Below are 15,782 nucleotides of genomic sequence, written 5' to 3'. Positions count from 1 at the left end.
TAGTGCAAATACACTGAAATACAACGTATTAAGTAACGATTAATATTATTTAATATCAAATAATAGCAAACAAAACCAACAAATGTTGTACCTATGTTGTACCTAAAATGATTATCTTTATAATCTAATAGTTTTAATATGGCAACGGTAAGAGTAGTTTTGAGAAAAAAGAAGAATAAAGCTGGACGGTTCCCTATTGCTATACGGATAACTAAAGACCGTAAAAGTTCTTTCCTAAATACTGGACAATATATTGATGAAAAATTTTGGGACGAAAAAAATCGTAACGTTCGGAAGTCCCATCCAAACTCAAAGGTGCTCAATAATTTTATTGTCAGTAAAGTTGCAGAAGCTAATGATAAGGTTTTAAAATCTGAAATGAAACCAGAGTACGAATCAGTTGCAGAAATTAGAAACAAGATAGTAGAAAACAAGGGATTTGATTTCTTTGTTGTTGCCAATATGCACCTTAAAAATCTTAAAAATAGAAATAAACATCATCAATATGATACTGAGTTTGGCCGTTTAAAAAAGTTTAAGGAATTTTTAGGTAAGGATGTGCTTCCTTTTAACAAGTTAAATGTTGCCTTACTAAAGAAATTTGAAACTTATTTAATACATAGCAAAAAGCTTTCCCCTAGAACGGTTGTAAACTACCTTATTTTAATTAGAACAATTTATAATCTTGCTATTGCAGAATCTATTACTGATAGAGGGCTATATCCTTTTGGTAAAGGCAAAATGACAATTAGAATTCCTGAATCTCAAAAAATAGGCTTTACTTCTGATGAAATACAAAAGTTAGAAAATGCTCAAGATATTACAGAAGCTCAACAAAAAGCAATTCATATTTGGCTAATCAGTTTTTATTTTGCTGGTATTCGGGTTGGTGATGTCCTTCAATTAAAATGGACGGATTTTAATGATGGAAGACTACTTTATAGAATGAATAAAAACAGTAAACTGGTTTCGCTAAAAGTTCCTGAGAAAGCAACTGGAATATTCAATAACTATAAGGATGAATCAGAAAACAATGGACTAGTGTTTCCTCAATTGAGGGATATAGACCTTAATAATGCTGAGGAAATTTCAAAAAGAACACAATCAATAACTCGAAATTTAAACAGAAGGTTAAAGATTGCTGCTAAGCAATTGGGAATTAAAAAGAACATCAGTATGCACATCGCAAGACATAGTTTCGGAAATATATCTGGGGATAAAATCCCTATTCAGATGCTGCAAAAATTATATCGTCATTCTTCTGTAACAACTACCATTCGCTATCAAGCAAATTTTATTCACAAAGATGCTGATGATGCTTTGGATAGTGTAATTAATTTTTAATAAGTAAATTATAGTAAATAGAAATATCGCCCTAGTATCCTACACCAGTTTTTACCTCCTAAAGAAATTAGAATTAGATAAATATTTAAAAAGGCATAATTTTTGCAGTTTTCCTGTAAAAAACTGTCTATAGAACGTCAATAACATAATTCTTTGTAATTACCTTATCTAATATCGACCATACTATCAACAGTTGCTAACTCTGTAATTAGGTATGGTATGAAATTACATTTACTCGCTCAAAATCTAGAAAAGCAATTATTAGAAATTGAAGAAAACTCAAAGACAATTATGCAACGCTCAAAGCATTCTATAATAGTCTGCACGAAACTTTTAGGTCAATTTAAAAAGGAAATTGTTAACAAAGGATTCGACTCTATCTCGGATGAAATTTATTTTTTTAAGCACACCAAACAAATCCCATTAAGACATCTTATCTATTTTTCTGAAATACGCTCTTTTGAGATTCAGTTCCCAAAAGCTGACAAAGATTGTCAGCGAAAATTTATTAGAAAAAAAATACAGAAAGTTAACCGTTTCTTTATTTACAATTTAGATTTCACTCAATACACTGATGCAGAGGAAACCCATTTTGACAAGGAATATTACACAAGAGATTATATGGACTTTTATCATATAACAACTTCTAAATTTTATTTTCAGGATCCTGATTTCTTTACCCCTAGAGATATGCTCTTAGGGAAATTTAGGGCCTACAACCGTCTAGTTGCTTATCTTGATAATAGGTTACACGATTTAGAATTCTCTTTGAGGCCTACTAAAACGGCATTGAAAAATACCGAAAAGTTGATATGGCCGTTCACAAATACTGATTGGGTAGAATTTGTTTATGCTCTATCTTCTGCTGGAGTTTCAAAGCAAAACAATTTAAGTATTAGTAAAGTGTCCAAAATTATGCAAGAGATTTTCGATTTTACACCTAAAGACATTTACAAAACTTACCAGGATATTAAAAATCGAAAAAACAGTAGAACGGTATTCCTAGATGACCTCACTACAAGCTTGTTATCTGAAATGAATAAAAGTGAAGAATAGTTCTGTCTAATCATCATTTTTCAATCCTAAAAAGACCGTAGTACGGTTGACCTACGGTCATCTTCTTTGCGCGCTAGTTTTTAGTTTATTTCTATCTATTTCATAGTGAAAATTGATAAACTAAACATTAAATAGGTACAAAACACTCCAAATTTAAAGATGTTAAATTTTGACCGTACTACGGTCGATATGGGGAATAAAATCTAATAAAACTCCACAAATTTGTAGAACGAAAGTCAAATCAAGTTAGAGGCTATCATTTAAAACAGAAAATAATATAGCCTCTTTCTTCTAAAACCCGTTCAATTATGCCCGCAACAATTATTACCTCAGATGATTTAAGAGAATTCAAAATGGAATTGCTCGATGATATTAAAAACCTTTTATCAAAACAAGGAAGTGGAAAACTTAAGAAGTATCTAAAATCTTCTGAAGTAATGGACTTACTTCAAGTTAGTCCAGGCACACTTCAAACGCTGCGCATCAATGGTACATTACCTTATACCAAAGTGGGAGGCATTATTTACTACGATGCCGAGGAAATTCAAAATGTAATGATTACAAATCGCGTACAACACACGATAAAATCATAAGCTATGAACTATATAAAGCTACTCAATGCGGCTTTTGAAAAGTTCTTTTTGGATGACCGTTTAAATCCCACACATATCAGTTTGTATATGGCGCTATTCCAAGAATGGAATAGTAGCCGATTTGCGGATGAATTTAATGTAAATAGGAGGGATTTAATGTCTTGAACTTCTTTACATCGCATTGCCTACTTAACATCGACAACGGTAATATCTACGCCCCTTTCTTCAAACTGCTTAACGATGAAATCAGAAAGGTCACTGTCCGTAATAATCTCATCAACGTCGTACACTTCACATATCTTAGCAAAACTTTTTTGACCAAATTTAGATGAATCCGCTAAAACTATAGTTTTTTGCGCAGCCGCCATCATGCTTTTATTTAAATGAGCCTCCTCTAAACTAGTCGTGGTAAACCCGTGCTCTACATCAATACCGTCCACACCTAAAAACAACTTGCTACAGGAAATGTTTTCAAGAATTTTAGTTGCATAATTACCGATTACAGATAAGGAACTATTTCGAATATACCCACCTAATTGCAAAATATCCACGTTGTCAAATCGCATTAATTCCTGAACGACTTTTATTGACGAAGTAATTACAGTTAAACGGCCCAAAGGAACAATCGCACTTGCCAAAGCCTGAACTGTTGTACCGGATGCAATAATGATGGAGTCATTTTCTACAATTAAATTAGAAGCTGCTTTGGCAATTTCTGTCTTTTCTTCTATATGTATTTTTTCTTTTTCGGTAAGAGGTCTATCATTTATATAGAGCTTCTTCAAGGAAGCACCTCCATGCGTACGAAACAACATTCCTTTATTTTCTAAGGCCTTTAAATCTTTTCTTATCGTAACAGCAGAAACTTCCAAATCTTGGCTGAGACTTAACACCTCTACGTGCTTCTCTCTTTGGAGCTTATCTAAAATAATTTCATAACGCTGCATAGAACTTCGAGTATTGATCATATAAAAAAATTAAAAGAATAAAAACGAAACTAAATCGAAACTAAACTGCACTAACACAAGTAAAGTCAATCAATTCAGATAAACGGTTGTAATAAATCCATAATTCGGATGGATAATTATAGTCAAATATATAAATATTTTACTCAAAAATTTTGAGATTCGTAAAATTTAGATATATTTACAACCAAACGAAACTAAAAGAATCATTTTGAAATGAATTTATTTGAAAGAGAAACTTTAATGAAACAATTGGAAATCATCCAAACTTGGGACGTTATAGTAATCGGTGGTGGGGCAACAGGATTGGGCATAGCTTTAGATAGCGTGACTCGAGGATTTAAAACTTTGTTGCTGGAACAATATGATTTTGCTAAAGGCACATCTAGTAAGAGTACTAAGCTAGCACACGGTGGTGTACGGTATTTGGCCCAAGGAGATATATCCTTAGTCCGAGAAGCACTATTCGAAAGAGGGCTTATGCTGAGGAACGCACCACATATCGTAAAAAATCAGTCTTTTATAATTCCCAACTACAGAAGATGGGATGAGATACAGTACACTGTGGGACTAAAGGCATATGACTTTCTTGCGGGTAATCTTAGTCTGGGTAAATCCCAAAGGATTAATCCAAAAGAGACATACTCAAGATTGAACACCGTAAAAAAAGAAAACTTAAAAGGTGGTGTTCTTTATTACGATGGTCAATTTGACGATTCGCGATTAGCTGTTAATATAGCACAAACATGTATTGAAAAAGGGGCTACCGTTCTGAATCATTTCAAAGTGAAGGCATTGACCAAGGAAAATGGAATGGTTAGTGGGGTCACGGCAATTGACACAGAAACTGATAATTCTTTTACTTTCTCCTCCAAAACGATTATCAATGCAACGGGGGTATTAACGGATGATATCCTTACAATGGATATCCAGAATGCAAAGAAAACCGTGCGTCCTAGTCAAGGCGTGCATTTGGTGATTGATAAATCATTTCTTCCGGGAAATGACGCAATTATGATTCCCAAAACAAGTGACGGCAGGGTTTTATTTTTAGTTCCCTGGCATAATAAAGTCGTTTTAGGCACTACTGACACTTTGCTAGAAAAAGCATCTATAGAACCCATAGCCCTCGAACAAGAAGTTGATTTTATACTAGCAACAGCAAATTTGTATTTGACTAAAAAAGTTACAAGGAAAGATGTTCGAAGTATTTATGCTGGGCTCAGACCATTAGCTGCTCCAAAAGATGGGTCGGAAAAAACCAAAGAAATATCTCGGAGTCATAAAGTGATTGTATCGGAATCGGGATTGATTTCCGTTATCGGGGGAAAGTGGACAACCTACAGGAGAATGGCTCAGGATACTATTGATAAAGCAATGAAGTTAGGAAAGTTACCCCATATCAAATGCAAAACAAAGGAATTGAAAATACACGGAGCCTGCAATCACGTTGATAGATCCCATCCACTTCATATTTATGGTAGCGATCGAGAGAACATTGAAAGCTTAATCCTTGTATCTCCTGAGTTAAGACAAAGAATACACCCAAATCTACAATATACTAGAGCTGAAGTGGTGTGGGCAATAAGAAATGAGATGGCTAGGACTGTTGAAGATATTTTAGCCAGAAGAGTGAGAATATTGTTTCTGGATGCTAGAGCAGCAATAGAAGCTGCACCGACGGTTGCTAAAATCCTAGCAAAAGAGTTGAATAAAAGTGATGAATGGAAACAAAAAGAAATCGTCGACTTTAATATGGTGGCTATGCATTACGTATTGTAAAAAACAAATCGAATATTCATATTTATTAACCTTAGGATTGCGCAGTCCTACAATAATCAAACTTTTTACTTATGAAAAAATTTATATTGACCCTAGATCAGGGAACAACCAGTTCACGCGCTATTATTGTAGACAAAAGCGGTAGTATTATTTCCGTGGCGCAAAAAGAGTTTACCCAATATTTTCCTAAACCAGGATGGGTAGAACATGACCCTAAAGAAATATGGTCCACGCAGGCAGGTATTGCCACTGAAGCCTTAGCAAAAGAAGGGCTTGTGGGAGAAAATATTTCTGCTATTGGTATTACCAATCAAAGAGAAACGGTGGTCGTTTGGGACAGAAGAACAGGAGAACCTGTTTATAATGCTATCGTTTGGCAAGATAAAAGAACCGCCGACTATTGTGATGAATTAAAAAGTCAAGGTAAATCACAAGTTATCAGGGAAAAAACAGGACTTGTAATTGACTCTTATTTTTCTGGCACAAAGGTAAAATGGATATTGGATAATGTGGAAGGGGTGAGAGAACGTGCCGAGGCTGGTGAGCTAGCTCTTGGAACCATCGATACATGGCTAATATGGAATTTCACAAAAGGTGAACTTCATATAACCGATGTCACCAATGCATCCAGAACTCTAATGTATAACATAAATACTATGGACTGGGATGATGAGCTTTTAGAACTTCTTACAATTCCAAAAAGTATGCTACCACAAGTGAAACAATCAAGTGAGATTTATGGTCATACCTCAGGTACTGTTTTTGCGAGTAAAATACCATTAGCTGGTATAGCGGGCGATCAACAATCAGCTCTATTCGGTCAAATGTGCACCAAACCGGGAATGGTTAAAAATACATATGGCACAGGTTGTTTTATGCTTATGAATATAGGTGATCAACCAAAGGTTTCAAAGAATAATTTACTTACTACAGTTGCATGGAAAATCAATGGCAAAACTCAATATGCACTTGAAGGTAGCATCTTCATAGCCGGTGCCGTGGTACAATGGCTTCGTGATAGTTTAAAGATAATAAAGACTTCTTCAGAAATTGAGGAGTTAGCAGCTTCGGTAGAAAGCTCAGAAGGTGTCTACTTTGTACCTGCATTTGCTGGCATAGGAGCACCGTATTGGAATCAACAAGCACAAGGCACTCTTTTCGGAATTACTAGAGGTAGTACAGATGCACACATTGCTCGTGCTTCATTAGAAGCCATTGCTTATCAGACTATGGATATTTTAAAAGCAATGGAAGCTGATTCGGGAATCTCCATAAAAGAACTAAGAGTAGATGGTGGCGCAACTGTTAACAACATGTTGATGCAATTTCAATCTGATGTACTCGACACCATCACAGTAAGACCAAAAATCGTTGAAACAACAGCTATGGGTGCTGCTTATTTAGCGGGATTGGCTGTTGGTTACTGGGAAAGTCCTGAAGAGATTCAAAAGATCTGGGATGCTGATGTTCATTTCAAACCAACCAAGGAAAGAACAGAAATTAAAAAAGGTATTGAGGGCTGGTATAGAGCTATCGACGCTTTGCAATATTGGGCGAACTCTAACGTAAAAAACTAATTATCATGACACCATTTATAGCAGAAATTATAGGAACCGCTCTTCTCTTAACATTAGGATGTGGAGTCGTAGCAAACGTAGTCCTTAACGAAACAAAAGGCAACAATAGTGGTTGGATAGTTATTACCACAGGATGGGCCCTGGCAGTTTTCATAGGAGTCGTAGTAGCAGGCCCATATAGTGGAGCACATTTAAATCCAGCTGTAACTGTTGCTTTGGCCGTAGCTGGAAAATTTGATTGGGCAAGTGTACCCTCATTTATTCTAGCACAATTCATTGGTGCCATGATAGGTGCCTTTGTAATATGGTTGACACATAAAGATCACTTTGATGTAACGGAAGATCCAGATTCAAAATTGGCCGTTTATTCAACTGGACCAGCAATACGCAACGTGTTCACCAATTTTATGTGTGAGCTTGTTGGAACCTTCGTATTGGTATTTGTAATTTTTTACTTCGCGGGAGCGAACCTAGAAGATGGCAAAGGCACTTTAGTAGGCCTAGGCTCAGTAGGTGCTATACCAGTTGCATTTTTAGTATGGGCTATCGGTTTGTCCTTAGGTGGAACTACGGGTTATGCTATTAATCCTGCAAGAGATCTAGGGCCGCGTATTATGCATTCGCTTTTACCTGTCAAAACAAAAAAAAGTAAAGGTGATTGGGGCTACGCTTGGATTCCCGTTGTTGCCCCCATCATAGGTGGTGTACTTGCAGCTTTTCTTTACATGAGCCTTTCATAAAACCTATAAAATAAATTTAACTATAACGATGAAAAATTTTAAACATATTGTTGCCATATTTCTTATTGCCTTCTCGATAGTTTCTATCAATGCGCAGGAAGAAACAATAGACAAGGCTGAAGAAATGGGTATGGCAGAAAGCAAACCATATAAGCCCTTCAACTTTAATCTAACTGTTAAAAACATGCATTTGTGGCGTGGATATCGGGTAACCGATGCCCCCATGACTGCTGCTCAAGCGCACTATACTTCTAAGAATGGAAAATTTGACGCTGGTTTTTGGGCTGGTGCTGGATTTAACGGAGACTATACTGAAATGGACTATTATGTAAGTTATTCTTCAGGAGGGTTCTTCGTTTCCTTATGGGATATTAATAACTATAGTAGTTTTCCAGATGCGAAAGTTTTTGATTATGATATAGCTACTACGTCACACTTTGTTGACCTTACCGTTGGCTATGCGTTTAAAAAGATTCCTTTTTCACTGTCATGGAGTACTATTCTTTTAGGTAGAGACAGCTATGCTAACGATAATGGAGACCTAAAAAATGCATTCTCTAACTACGTACAACTTAATTATACGGTGTATAGTGGAAAACACTCCTCTGTCGGTCTTTTTGCAGCAGCTGCATTTTCTTTTGCAAACGAAACTAATTTTTATGGCGATAACACACTAAATAATTTTGGTGTAGTGTTCAATAGGGATGTTAAAGTTTTTAGAGAAAAATATATTCCTACATCAGCACAAGTTATGTTTAATCCAGACCAAAAATTTGTTGCATTACAAGTAGCCTTGAGCTTCTTTTAAGTCTTGTAATAAAAAGGTTAAGTTAAAACTATCCTCTTATTGTTTAAAAAAAACGATTTGAAACTAATTAAAAGACGATATAGGTAACCATTAGCAAATTTGATTGTCCGCATCGAAATCATTTCTCAATGCGGCAATCTTTTTAAAATTTAAAGTATTTCATTTTGAACTTTCTATTAGAAAAAATGAATTGAAAAATACCTTAAGAAAAAATTGTGTTGTTTTGAATATAGCTGTTAAATCAAAATTGATAATTCTTTAAAGGATGGTTAAAAATACCAGGACACTCGGCGAATTTATAATAAAGCATCAATTGGCTTTTCCATATTCCACAGGGGAACTTTCCAATTTAATAAACGGAATAAGATTGGCCGCCAAAGTCGTGGGTCATGAAGTCAATAAGGCAGGATTAGAAGATATTTTAGGCTCTTACGGCGAAACTAATATTCAAGGTGAAAATCAACAAAAACTAGATGTTTTTGCAAATGAAAAATTTATCCAAGCATTGGATAACCGAGAAATTGTATGTGGGATCGCCTCGGAGGAAGAGGATGATTTCATTGCCCTGAATAGTAGTGATAAGAAGAATAACAATAAATATGTTGTCTTGATAGATCCTTTGGATGGATCGTCGAATATTGATGTTAATGTTTCTGTGGGAACCATATTTTCAATCTATAGAAGAATAAGTCCGATTGGAAGCCCAGTTGTGTTAGAAGATTTTCTACAACCAGGAAAAAATCAAGTAGCGGCAGGATATGTGGTATACGGTACATCTACAATGATAGTATATACTACAGGAGATGGAGTTAATGGATTTACTATGAATCCAGCGATCGGATCTTTCTATTTATCCCATCCAAATATGCAGTTCCCTAAAAGAGGTAATATATATTCAGTTAATGAGGGTAATTATGTGCACTTCCCTAAAGGGGTGAAAAACTATATTAAGTATTGTCAAAAAGAGGAGGAAGATAGACCCTATACAGCTAGATATATAGGATCATTAGTATCCGATTTCCATAGAAACATGATAAAAGGAGGAATTTATTTATACCCCAATAGTGAGATCAGTAGAGATGGTAAATTAAGATTGCTTTATGAATGCAATCCAATGGCGTTCTTAGCGGAACAGGCCGGTGGTAAAGCTATCGATGGGAAGGGAAGGATACTTGATATTGAGCCAAAAGAATTACATCAGCGCGTACCTTTCTATTGTGGAAGTGTAGATATGGTAAGTGATTTGGAAGAATTCATCGCAGCCGATGAGCTATCTTAAAACCATTGTTATATAATTACAATTTCCAACATTGGAACAAGAGCTTTTAGTTGGTTAGTTTAAGTGAGAAAGGGTGGTCTACTGTAGCCATCCTTTTCTTTTATAACCCACAATACAAATATTAAGTTGGATTTGATTTAGTAGAAATAGGTATTGTGAATTGATTAATATGAAGAAATCTCATACTAATAGAATTGAAAACTTTGAGATAAATCTTGATTAACTTAAGAAAGCAATAATCGATTTATGACAAACATAATTCCCGGAGGTAAAACTAATAAACAAACTTGAATTTAGTGATTGACATGGGATGGTAAGTGCTTTAAACGTTAGCACAAATTGTGACCCACTAAAAAGAGATAAAATCGTAGACTTAAGCAGAAAATAATTAAAAAAAAAAGCTAATTCAATTTATACTCAAATCCATTAAAAGAAGAAAACATAGAAATGAGCAAAAAGAACTTTATTATACCTGAAGAATTTCGGATAACCAAGACAATTGAACAAATTCACTATCTAGTTGACGGCGAACTAAAAGAATGGAAGGGCAAAACAACGGATATACATTCCACAATCTCTTTGACTAAAAAATATGCACCCACTTTTTTAGGAAGTACTCCAGATATGGGAGAACCAGAAGCCTTAGAAGTATTAGATGTTGCGGTAAAAGCGTATAACAAAGGGCAAGGCACATGGCCCACAATGCGTGTACGTGATCGTATTGAATGTATGGAACATTTTGTTGAGAAAATGAAAACAAAGAGATTAGAAGTGGTTAAGCTTTTGATGTGGGAAATTGGAAAAACCCTCCCCGATTCTGAAAAGGAGTTTGATCGGACGGTTGACTATATCTATGATACTATTGAAAACTATAAGGCACTCGATAGAGATTCGGCTAAGTTTCAAAAACAATCTGGTGTTTTAGCCCACATTCGAAGAGGACCTCTAGGTGTTGTGCTTTGTTTGGGGCCTTATAATTATCCCTTGAATGAGACCTTCTGTTTGTTAATTCCTGCAATATTAATGGGAAATACTGCTGTTTTCAAACCAGCAAAGATTGGTGTTTTGTTGATCACTCCGCTTTTGGAAGCTTTTCAAGAAAGCTTCCCGAAAGGAGTTGTAAATATTATTTTTGGTAGAGGTAGAGCTATTGCTGGACCTATTATGAAAACTGGAAAGATAGATGTTTTGGCACTTATCGGACATAGCTCATCGGCTAACGCATTGCAAGAGCAACATCCGAAGAGTAATCGATTACGTTTGGTATTGGGTCTAGAGGCTAAAAATCCAGCTGTCGTTTTGCCAGATGCTGATATAGATTTGACAATTAGCGAATGCTTAGCCGGAACTTTGTCTTTCAATGGACAACGCTGTACAGCTTTGAAAGTGGTTTATGTGCATGATGAAATTATTGATGGATTTAATAAAGCTTTTGCAGAAAAAGTAGACACATTAAAATTTGGGAATCCTTGGGAGGAAGGTGTGAAATTAACTCCACTTCCTGAGCCTCAAAAACCAGCCTATATTCAGGAATTACTCGATGATGCTTTAGCTAAAGGAGCTAAAATCTTAAATAAAAAAGGAGGACAACGTTTCGAAAATTACATCTGGCCAGCGGTTTTATATCCTGTGACTAAGGACATGAGGGTTTATAAGGAGGAGCAATTCGGTCCCATTATTCCCATTTTATCATTTAGTGATATTAAGGAACCGTTGGATGATATGGCGGAAAGTAACTATGGTCAACAAGTGAGCTTGTTTGGTCAGGATGTGTATAAATTGGCGCCGTTGATTGATACTTTGGCTAATTTGGTATGTCGCGTGAATCTCAATAGTTCTTGTCAACGTGGACCTGACGTATATCCATTTACGGGAAGAAAGGATTCGGCAGTTGCTACTTTGAGTGTTCATGACTCTTTACGTTCGTTCTCCATTCGGACCTTCGTGGCCTCTAAGGACAATCAACTAAATAATGAAATTTTGGAGAGATTGCTTGAGACCCGAACTTCAAATTTTGTTAATACTGATTATATTCTATAGTTCCAATTGAAAAAAGCGACAATAATTAAATAAAGAAAGTTGAAAGTTTTATTCGACTTTCTCAAACTTTTAAAAAATAAAAAATTGAAATCTACAACTCTGAAAGAGCTTGCATACTTACTTAACTTATCAATCTCTACAGTTTCAAAGGCATTAAACAATAGCCCTGAAATAAGCAAGGTAACCAAAGTAAAAGTAAAGGAGATGGCTGAGGCCTGTGGGTATGAGCCGAATTTTGCCGCACGAAGTTTAAGATTAGGGGAATCTTGGTTGCAAAGTCCGAGCAATCAATATATCAGGTCAAAAAGCATAAGGAGTTTAGGTGTAATCGTACCAAATATTATTGAAGAATCTTATGCAAAGGCGATACAAAGTATTGTAGCGGAGGCTAATAGCCTTAACTATAATATAGTCATTGGAATATCCGATGTTGAAACCGAAAAAGAAAAGGAAAGTTTGGAAATGATGATTAGTAGAGGCGTACTAGGAATATTGATCTCATTATCAAAAGAGACACAGTTGCTAGAGGACAAGGAGAATTTTGACTTGATTATTCATCAAAATCACCCCATCGTCCTTTTCAAGCAGGTATTTGAAAAATTTGCATGTGACAAAGTGACAAATGATGATTTTGACGGAGCTTTCCAAGCTACGGAGTACCTTATTGATTCTGGATGCAACAATATTGCTTTTTTATCCGCAATAGAAGATACTAGCCTAGGCGAACTTCGTAAACAAGGATACCTGCAAGCATTAAAAATGAAAACAAGTAAAAAAATACAACCGATTTTAATTAAGATTGATAACTATGAAAACTTTGAAATAATATTAAAACAGGCATTAAAAACCAACAAAATTGACGGAGTACTTGCGGCAGATGAACAATCAGCAATTTGCGCTTTGAATATGATTCAATTAGCAGGTTTTAAAGTGCCTGAAGATATTTCAATTATTGGATTTAATAATAGTCTAATGACAAAACATTCTAACCCTCCAATGACTACTGTTTCTGAGTACTCTGCGAACTTAGGAAAGGAAGCACTTACAGCTTTAATTGAAAGGGTTGAAAACAAGAATAGTGGAATTCATGTCCATAAAGTTATTAAGACAAATTTGACTATTCGTAATTCGACTCATAACTTGAACTAAATAATAGTGTTATTAATTATAATAAAAGATGATTAAAATTATTACTACAGGTGGCACTATAGAGGGGTTAGACTATGAGAATGAAAAAAATCGACAAATAGCTAGAATGAGTATTGTAGATATTCTCGAAGCTGCGAATGTTTCATTTAAGTATAAGATAACAGAGGCCTTTTGCAAGGATAGTCGTTTGATTACAATTAAAGATAGAATACAACTGGTCAGTAAGATTGAGACTTCCAAAGAAGAAAAGATTCTCATAACTCACGGCACAATTACCATGTTGGAGACTGCTGCACTTCTTGGTCAAGTTGATTTTAATAAAACTATAGTTTTGGTTGGCTCTTTTCTACTAGGAACGGAAAAGAACAGCGATGCTCCTTTTAACTTGGGATATGCAATTTGCGCTTTACGGACATTGGAGAAGGGTGTCTATATTGCTATGAACGGTCAAATCTTCCCGTGGGATTACGTTATTAAAAATGTAGCGGACAATCGGTTTGAATTTTTAATCAATTAATCAAATTAAATGTTTGGAACATCAATACATTGGACGACTTTCTTTTATCTTTTAATAGATACTTTCATTCTGATATTTGCCTTTCTCCAGACCAAAAGAAATAGACATACAATATTAATTAATGTGAGAGGACAGACCAAATAGAGTGCTATTAAAATTAGTTGTGTTTGTTCGTTTAGATTAAATACAAGGACACCAAGCATCAGAAAATTGATGATGAATGCATATCTGCTTATCCGAAACATTCCATAGAAAACCGTACTGGTCAAACCAATAATTAAAAGTACCGTTAAGAGATTGTCCAACTGCATAATTTAGATTCCTATGGAACTTGATTTGATGGCCACTTCCGCACTACGTCGTAGCCTGTTAAATATTTTCATTGCCAACTGTGCTTGCGTAACAGGAATACTTGGCATCATCGAAATGCCCGCTTTGCCCATTATTTTGAAGGCCAATGCTTTTTCATTGGTGGGTAATTTCATCAATGATGCGAAATAGATTTTTGGATTCTTTATGAAATCCTTTCTTGCCTTGTAGGTCTCCGCAAAGTTTCTTTGGTAGTCGAACGTTTTATCAAAAGTTTTCTCTGCACTCTGAAAAAATTTATCACGGTCAAAACCACGTTTTACTTTATTACCATGCATCTCCACTTCCGAAGCTTTGTGTTTACTCCCTGGCGAAAGGCTGAATGTATTGGATGCATCCTTTCGACTCACGATAATATGAATATGACTTTGATTTCCCGCCTTAGGCATTCCTTGAACAATACGTTTGCCATTTTGTTGGTGTGGTGCTTCACGTTCCAATTTTGCCATTTCCTTTTCCTTATGTCTAATATTTCCTTCTAGTGTTCCGCTCTCAATTTTACGAATGTCATTTTTGAGCTGAAGTATTTTTGTGGCATAGGGTTGGTTTTCTTGAATCTGTTTATCAGTTCCCTTAAAGGTTCTTTCGTGTTCAATTTTAGCATAACATTTTATATCATCGATGGTAATCGGTCGACCATTAATTTCCCGATTGAAAGACGCTACATAATCCTTCATCAGCTCACGAGTATACTTTTTTAAATCTTCGCTGCTATTCTGCAATCTGTTCAATTCGTATTTTGAAGGACTGACCGTTATGGAATAAAACTTCGGTTCGGTCTTCTTCAATTTAGCACCATTTCCATCGATATCTTTTACCACTTCTTCGGCTGAAATCTCATCGCCATATTGGTTGAAAAAGTGTTCCAGATTCTCTTGCTCAAGACCTTGGTTTTCTTTCTCTAAATAACCCACAAAATCCGCTGAACTTTGTGAGTAGGTACCGCCTAATTTTTGAGGTGTAATTGTGATATACATAGCTCAAAAATTTAAAGTTCGTTGTTGTGATTTTGCTTTTCTCTGAATCGCACTTCCTTCTTTTCTTCCACGAATTTCTTTTCTAAAATCAAAGGTTTCTTTGTTGGTGCTTCGGTCTGAAAAAGTGATTCTATCATTGCGACTGTCGGCTTGGTCTGGGTCTTTTCCATATCTCGCATGATGGCGATTACCGCATTGATACGTTTCTTAATAGAAGCTTCGATTGTCCGACCGGTCGGACCCAATTTTTCCTTTGGCGATATCTCGTTGTAGAAGAAAAAATCGAGCATCGCTGCCATCGCCTCAGTATGTGATTTGAAGTGTGTTCTTGAAAATTCTTGAAAACGTTTTGCTGTTTCCTTTTTGAATCTAATTCCTATAAATGTGTCCATATTTCGCCGATTTGTCGCAAAATCTTCCCTAAAAATGGGCGTTTTCAGCCCGTTTGTCGCAAATCGTTGGTTGTCAGGATATTAAAATGTATTCAAATAGCTGATAATCAGTTATTTGAAAACGAAAAGGAATCCGAAACATCGCGTAGCGTGTTACCCTCTTGCTATTCCCCCCTTAGATTTGCATTGTTGTT

Annotated in this window: 15 protein-coding genes; 12 read left to right on the top strand and 3 right to left on the bottom strand. The window is 35.6% G+C overall.

Annotated elements, in window-relative coordinates; genetic code table 11:
• Positions 1-138 precede the first annotated feature (138 nt).
• The 4 genes from B2Z27_RS11295 (at position 139) to B2Z27_RS11280 (ending at position 3,158) form a co-directional block, all read left to right on the top strand.
• Positions 139-1,344 (top strand): site-specific integrase, encoded by a 1,206-nt coding sequence (locus tag B2Z27_RS11295; RefSeq protein ID WP_190362239.1) that lies wholly within the window; start codon positions 139-141, stop codon positions 1,342-1,344.
• Between the two features lie 219 nt (positions 1,345-1,563).
• Positions 1,564-2,400, top strand: a complete 837-nt coding sequence (locus B2Z27_RS11290) for an RteC domain-containing protein (protein ID WP_190362238.1) — start codon at positions 1,564-1,566, stop codon at positions 2,398-2,400.
• 308 nt (positions 2,401-2,708) lie between these two features.
• Positions 2,709-2,993 carry a helix-turn-helix domain-containing protein gene (locus tag B2Z27_RS11285; RefSeq protein WP_286813734.1) on the top strand — a complete coding sequence of 95 codons (285 nt, stop codon included), beginning with the start codon at positions 2,709-2,711 and terminating at the stop codon, positions 2,991-2,993.
• A gap of 3 nt (positions 2,994-2,996) precedes the next feature.
• Positions 2,997-3,158, top strand: coding sequence for a hypothetical protein (locus B2Z27_RS11280; protein ID WP_286813910.1), 162 nt, complete (start codon positions 2,997-2,999; stop codon positions 3,156-3,158).
• Positions 3,159-3,178: 20 nt separating this feature from the next.
• On the opposite strand, the gene B2Z27_RS11275 is transcribed toward B2Z27_RS11280, so the two are convergent.
• Positions 3,179-3,961, bottom strand: a complete 783-nt coding sequence (locus B2Z27_RS11275; protein ID WP_286813733.1) for a DeoR/GlpR family DNA-binding transcription regulator — start codon at positions 3,959-3,961, stop codon at positions 3,179-3,181.
• Between the two features lie 213 nt (positions 3,962-4,174).
• Between B2Z27_RS11275 and B2Z27_RS11270 the strand changes: the two genes are divergently transcribed.
• The 8 genes from B2Z27_RS11270 (at position 4,175) to B2Z27_RS11235 (ending at position 13,850) form a co-directional block, all read left to right on the top strand.
• Positions 4,175-5,740 carry a glycerol-3-phosphate dehydrogenase/oxidase gene (locus B2Z27_RS11270; protein ID WP_286813731.1) on the top strand — a complete coding sequence of 522 codons (1,566 nt, stop codon included), beginning with the start codon at positions 4,175-4,177 and terminating at the stop codon, positions 5,738-5,740.
• A gap of 71 nt (positions 5,741-5,811) precedes the next feature.
• Positions 5,812-7,317 (top strand): glycerol kinase GlpK, encoded by a 1,506-nt coding sequence (gene glpK, locus B2Z27_RS11265; RefSeq protein WP_286813730.1) that lies wholly within the window; start codon positions 5,812-5,814, stop codon positions 7,315-7,317.
• A gap of 5 nt (positions 7,318-7,322) precedes the next feature.
• Positions 7,323-8,057, top strand: a complete 735-nt coding sequence (locus tag B2Z27_RS11260) for an MIP/aquaporin family protein (protein ID WP_286813729.1) — start codon at positions 7,323-7,325, stop codon at positions 8,055-8,057.
• Positions 8,058-8,085: 28 nt separating this feature from the next.
• Positions 8,086-8,865 (top strand): hypothetical protein, encoded by a 780-nt coding sequence (locus tag B2Z27_RS11255; RefSeq protein ID WP_286813728.1) that lies wholly within the window; start codon positions 8,086-8,088, stop codon positions 8,863-8,865.
• A gap of 265 nt (positions 8,866-9,130) precedes the next feature.
• Positions 9,131-10,144, top strand: a complete 1,014-nt coding sequence (gene fbp / locus B2Z27_RS11250; RefSeq protein WP_286813727.1) for a class 1 fructose-bisphosphatase — start codon at positions 9,131-9,133, stop codon at positions 10,142-10,144.
• A gap of 447 nt (positions 10,145-10,591) precedes the next feature.
• Complete coding sequence (locus B2Z27_RS11245) at positions 10,592-12,184, top strand: NADP-dependent glyceraldehyde-3-phosphate dehydrogenase (RefSeq protein ID WP_286813726.1); 1,593 nt, start codon at positions 10,592-10,594, stop codon at positions 12,182-12,184.
• Between the two features lie 39 nt (positions 12,185-12,223).
• Positions 12,224-13,333 (top strand): LacI family DNA-binding transcriptional regulator, encoded by a 1,110-nt coding sequence (locus B2Z27_RS11240; protein WP_286813725.1) that lies wholly within the window; start codon positions 12,224-12,226, stop codon positions 13,331-13,333.
• A gap of 28 nt (positions 13,334-13,361) precedes the next feature.
• Positions 13,362-13,850 (top strand): asparaginase domain-containing protein, encoded by a 489-nt coding sequence (locus B2Z27_RS11235; RefSeq protein ID WP_286813724.1) that lies wholly within the window; start codon positions 13,362-13,364, stop codon positions 13,848-13,850.
• A gap of 314 nt (positions 13,851-14,164) precedes the next feature.
• On the opposite strand, the gene mobB is transcribed toward B2Z27_RS11235, so the two are convergent.
• A complete protein-coding gene (gene mobB, locus B2Z27_RS11230) occupies positions 14,165-15,196 on the bottom strand; it encodes a MobB family relaxase (RefSeq protein ID WP_286813723.1) in 1,032 nt (343 codons plus the stop codon).
• Between the two features lie 11 nt (positions 15,197-15,207).
• Complete coding sequence (locus B2Z27_RS11225) at positions 15,208-15,588, bottom strand: BfmA/BtgA family mobilization protein (protein ID WP_025613689.1); 381 nt, start codon at positions 15,586-15,588, stop codon at positions 15,208-15,210.
• Positions 15,589-15,782 lie beyond the last annotated feature (194 nt).

Origin of the sequence: Maribacter sp. UBA3344 (genome assembly GCF_002362375.1) — a bacterium.
GTDB lineage: Bacteria > Bacteroidota > Bacteroidia > Flavobacteriales > Flavobacteriaceae > Maribacter > Maribacter dokdonensis.
The sequence above is the reverse complement of the archived record's forward strand: the minus strand, read 5'-3'. Positions and strand labels throughout refer to the sequence as shown.

Excerpts from the sequence above, each read along its gene's own strand:
- B2Z27_RS11295 (WP_190362239.1), top strand. The coding sequence starts at position 139 with ATGGCAACGGTAAGAGTAGTTTTGAGAAAAAAGAAGAATAAAGCTGGA.
- B2Z27_RS11290 (WP_190362238.1), top strand. The coding sequence starts at position 1,564 with ATGAAATTACATTTACTCGCTCAAAATCTAGAAAAGCAATTATTAGAA.
- B2Z27_RS11285 (WP_286813734.1), top strand. The coding sequence starts at position 2,709 with ATGCCCGCAACAATTATTACCTCAGATGATTTAAGAGAATTCAAAATG.
- B2Z27_RS11280 (WP_286813910.1), top strand. The coding sequence starts at position 2,997 with ATGAACTATATAAAGCTACTCAATGCGGCTTTTGAAAAGTTCTTTTTG.
- B2Z27_RS11275 (WP_286813733.1), bottom strand. The coding sequence starts at position 3,961 with ATGATCAATACTCGAAGTTCTATGCAGCGTTATGAAATTATTTTAGAT.
- B2Z27_RS11270 (WP_286813731.1), top strand. The coding sequence starts at position 4,175 with ATGAATTTATTTGAAAGAGAAACTTTAATGAAACAATTGGAAATCATC.
- glpK (WP_286813730.1), top strand. The coding sequence starts at position 5,812 with ATGAAAAAATTTATATTGACCCTAGATCAGGGAACAACCAGTTCACGC.
- B2Z27_RS11260 (WP_286813729.1), top strand. The coding sequence starts at position 7,323 with ATGACACCATTTATAGCAGAAATTATAGGAACCGCTCTTCTCTTAACA.
- B2Z27_RS11255 (WP_286813728.1), top strand. The coding sequence starts at position 8,086 with ATGAAAAATTTTAAACATATTGTTGCCATATTTCTTATTGCCTTCTCG.
- fbp (WP_286813727.1), top strand. The coding sequence starts at position 9,131 with ATGGTTAAAAATACCAGGACACTCGGCGAATTTATAATAAAGCATCAA.
- B2Z27_RS11245 (WP_286813726.1), top strand. The coding sequence starts at position 10,592 with ATGAGCAAAAAGAACTTTATTATACCTGAAGAATTTCGGATAACCAAG.
- B2Z27_RS11235 (WP_286813724.1), top strand. The coding sequence starts at position 13,362 with ATGATTAAAATTATTACTACAGGTGGCACTATAGAGGGGTTAGACTAT.
- mobB (WP_286813723.1), bottom strand. The coding sequence starts at position 15,196 with ATGTATATCACAATTACACCTCAAAAATTAGGCGGTACCTACTCACAA.
- B2Z27_RS11225 (WP_025613689.1), bottom strand. The coding sequence starts at position 15,588 with ATGGACACATTTATAGGAATTAGATTCAAAAAGGAAACAGCAAAACGT.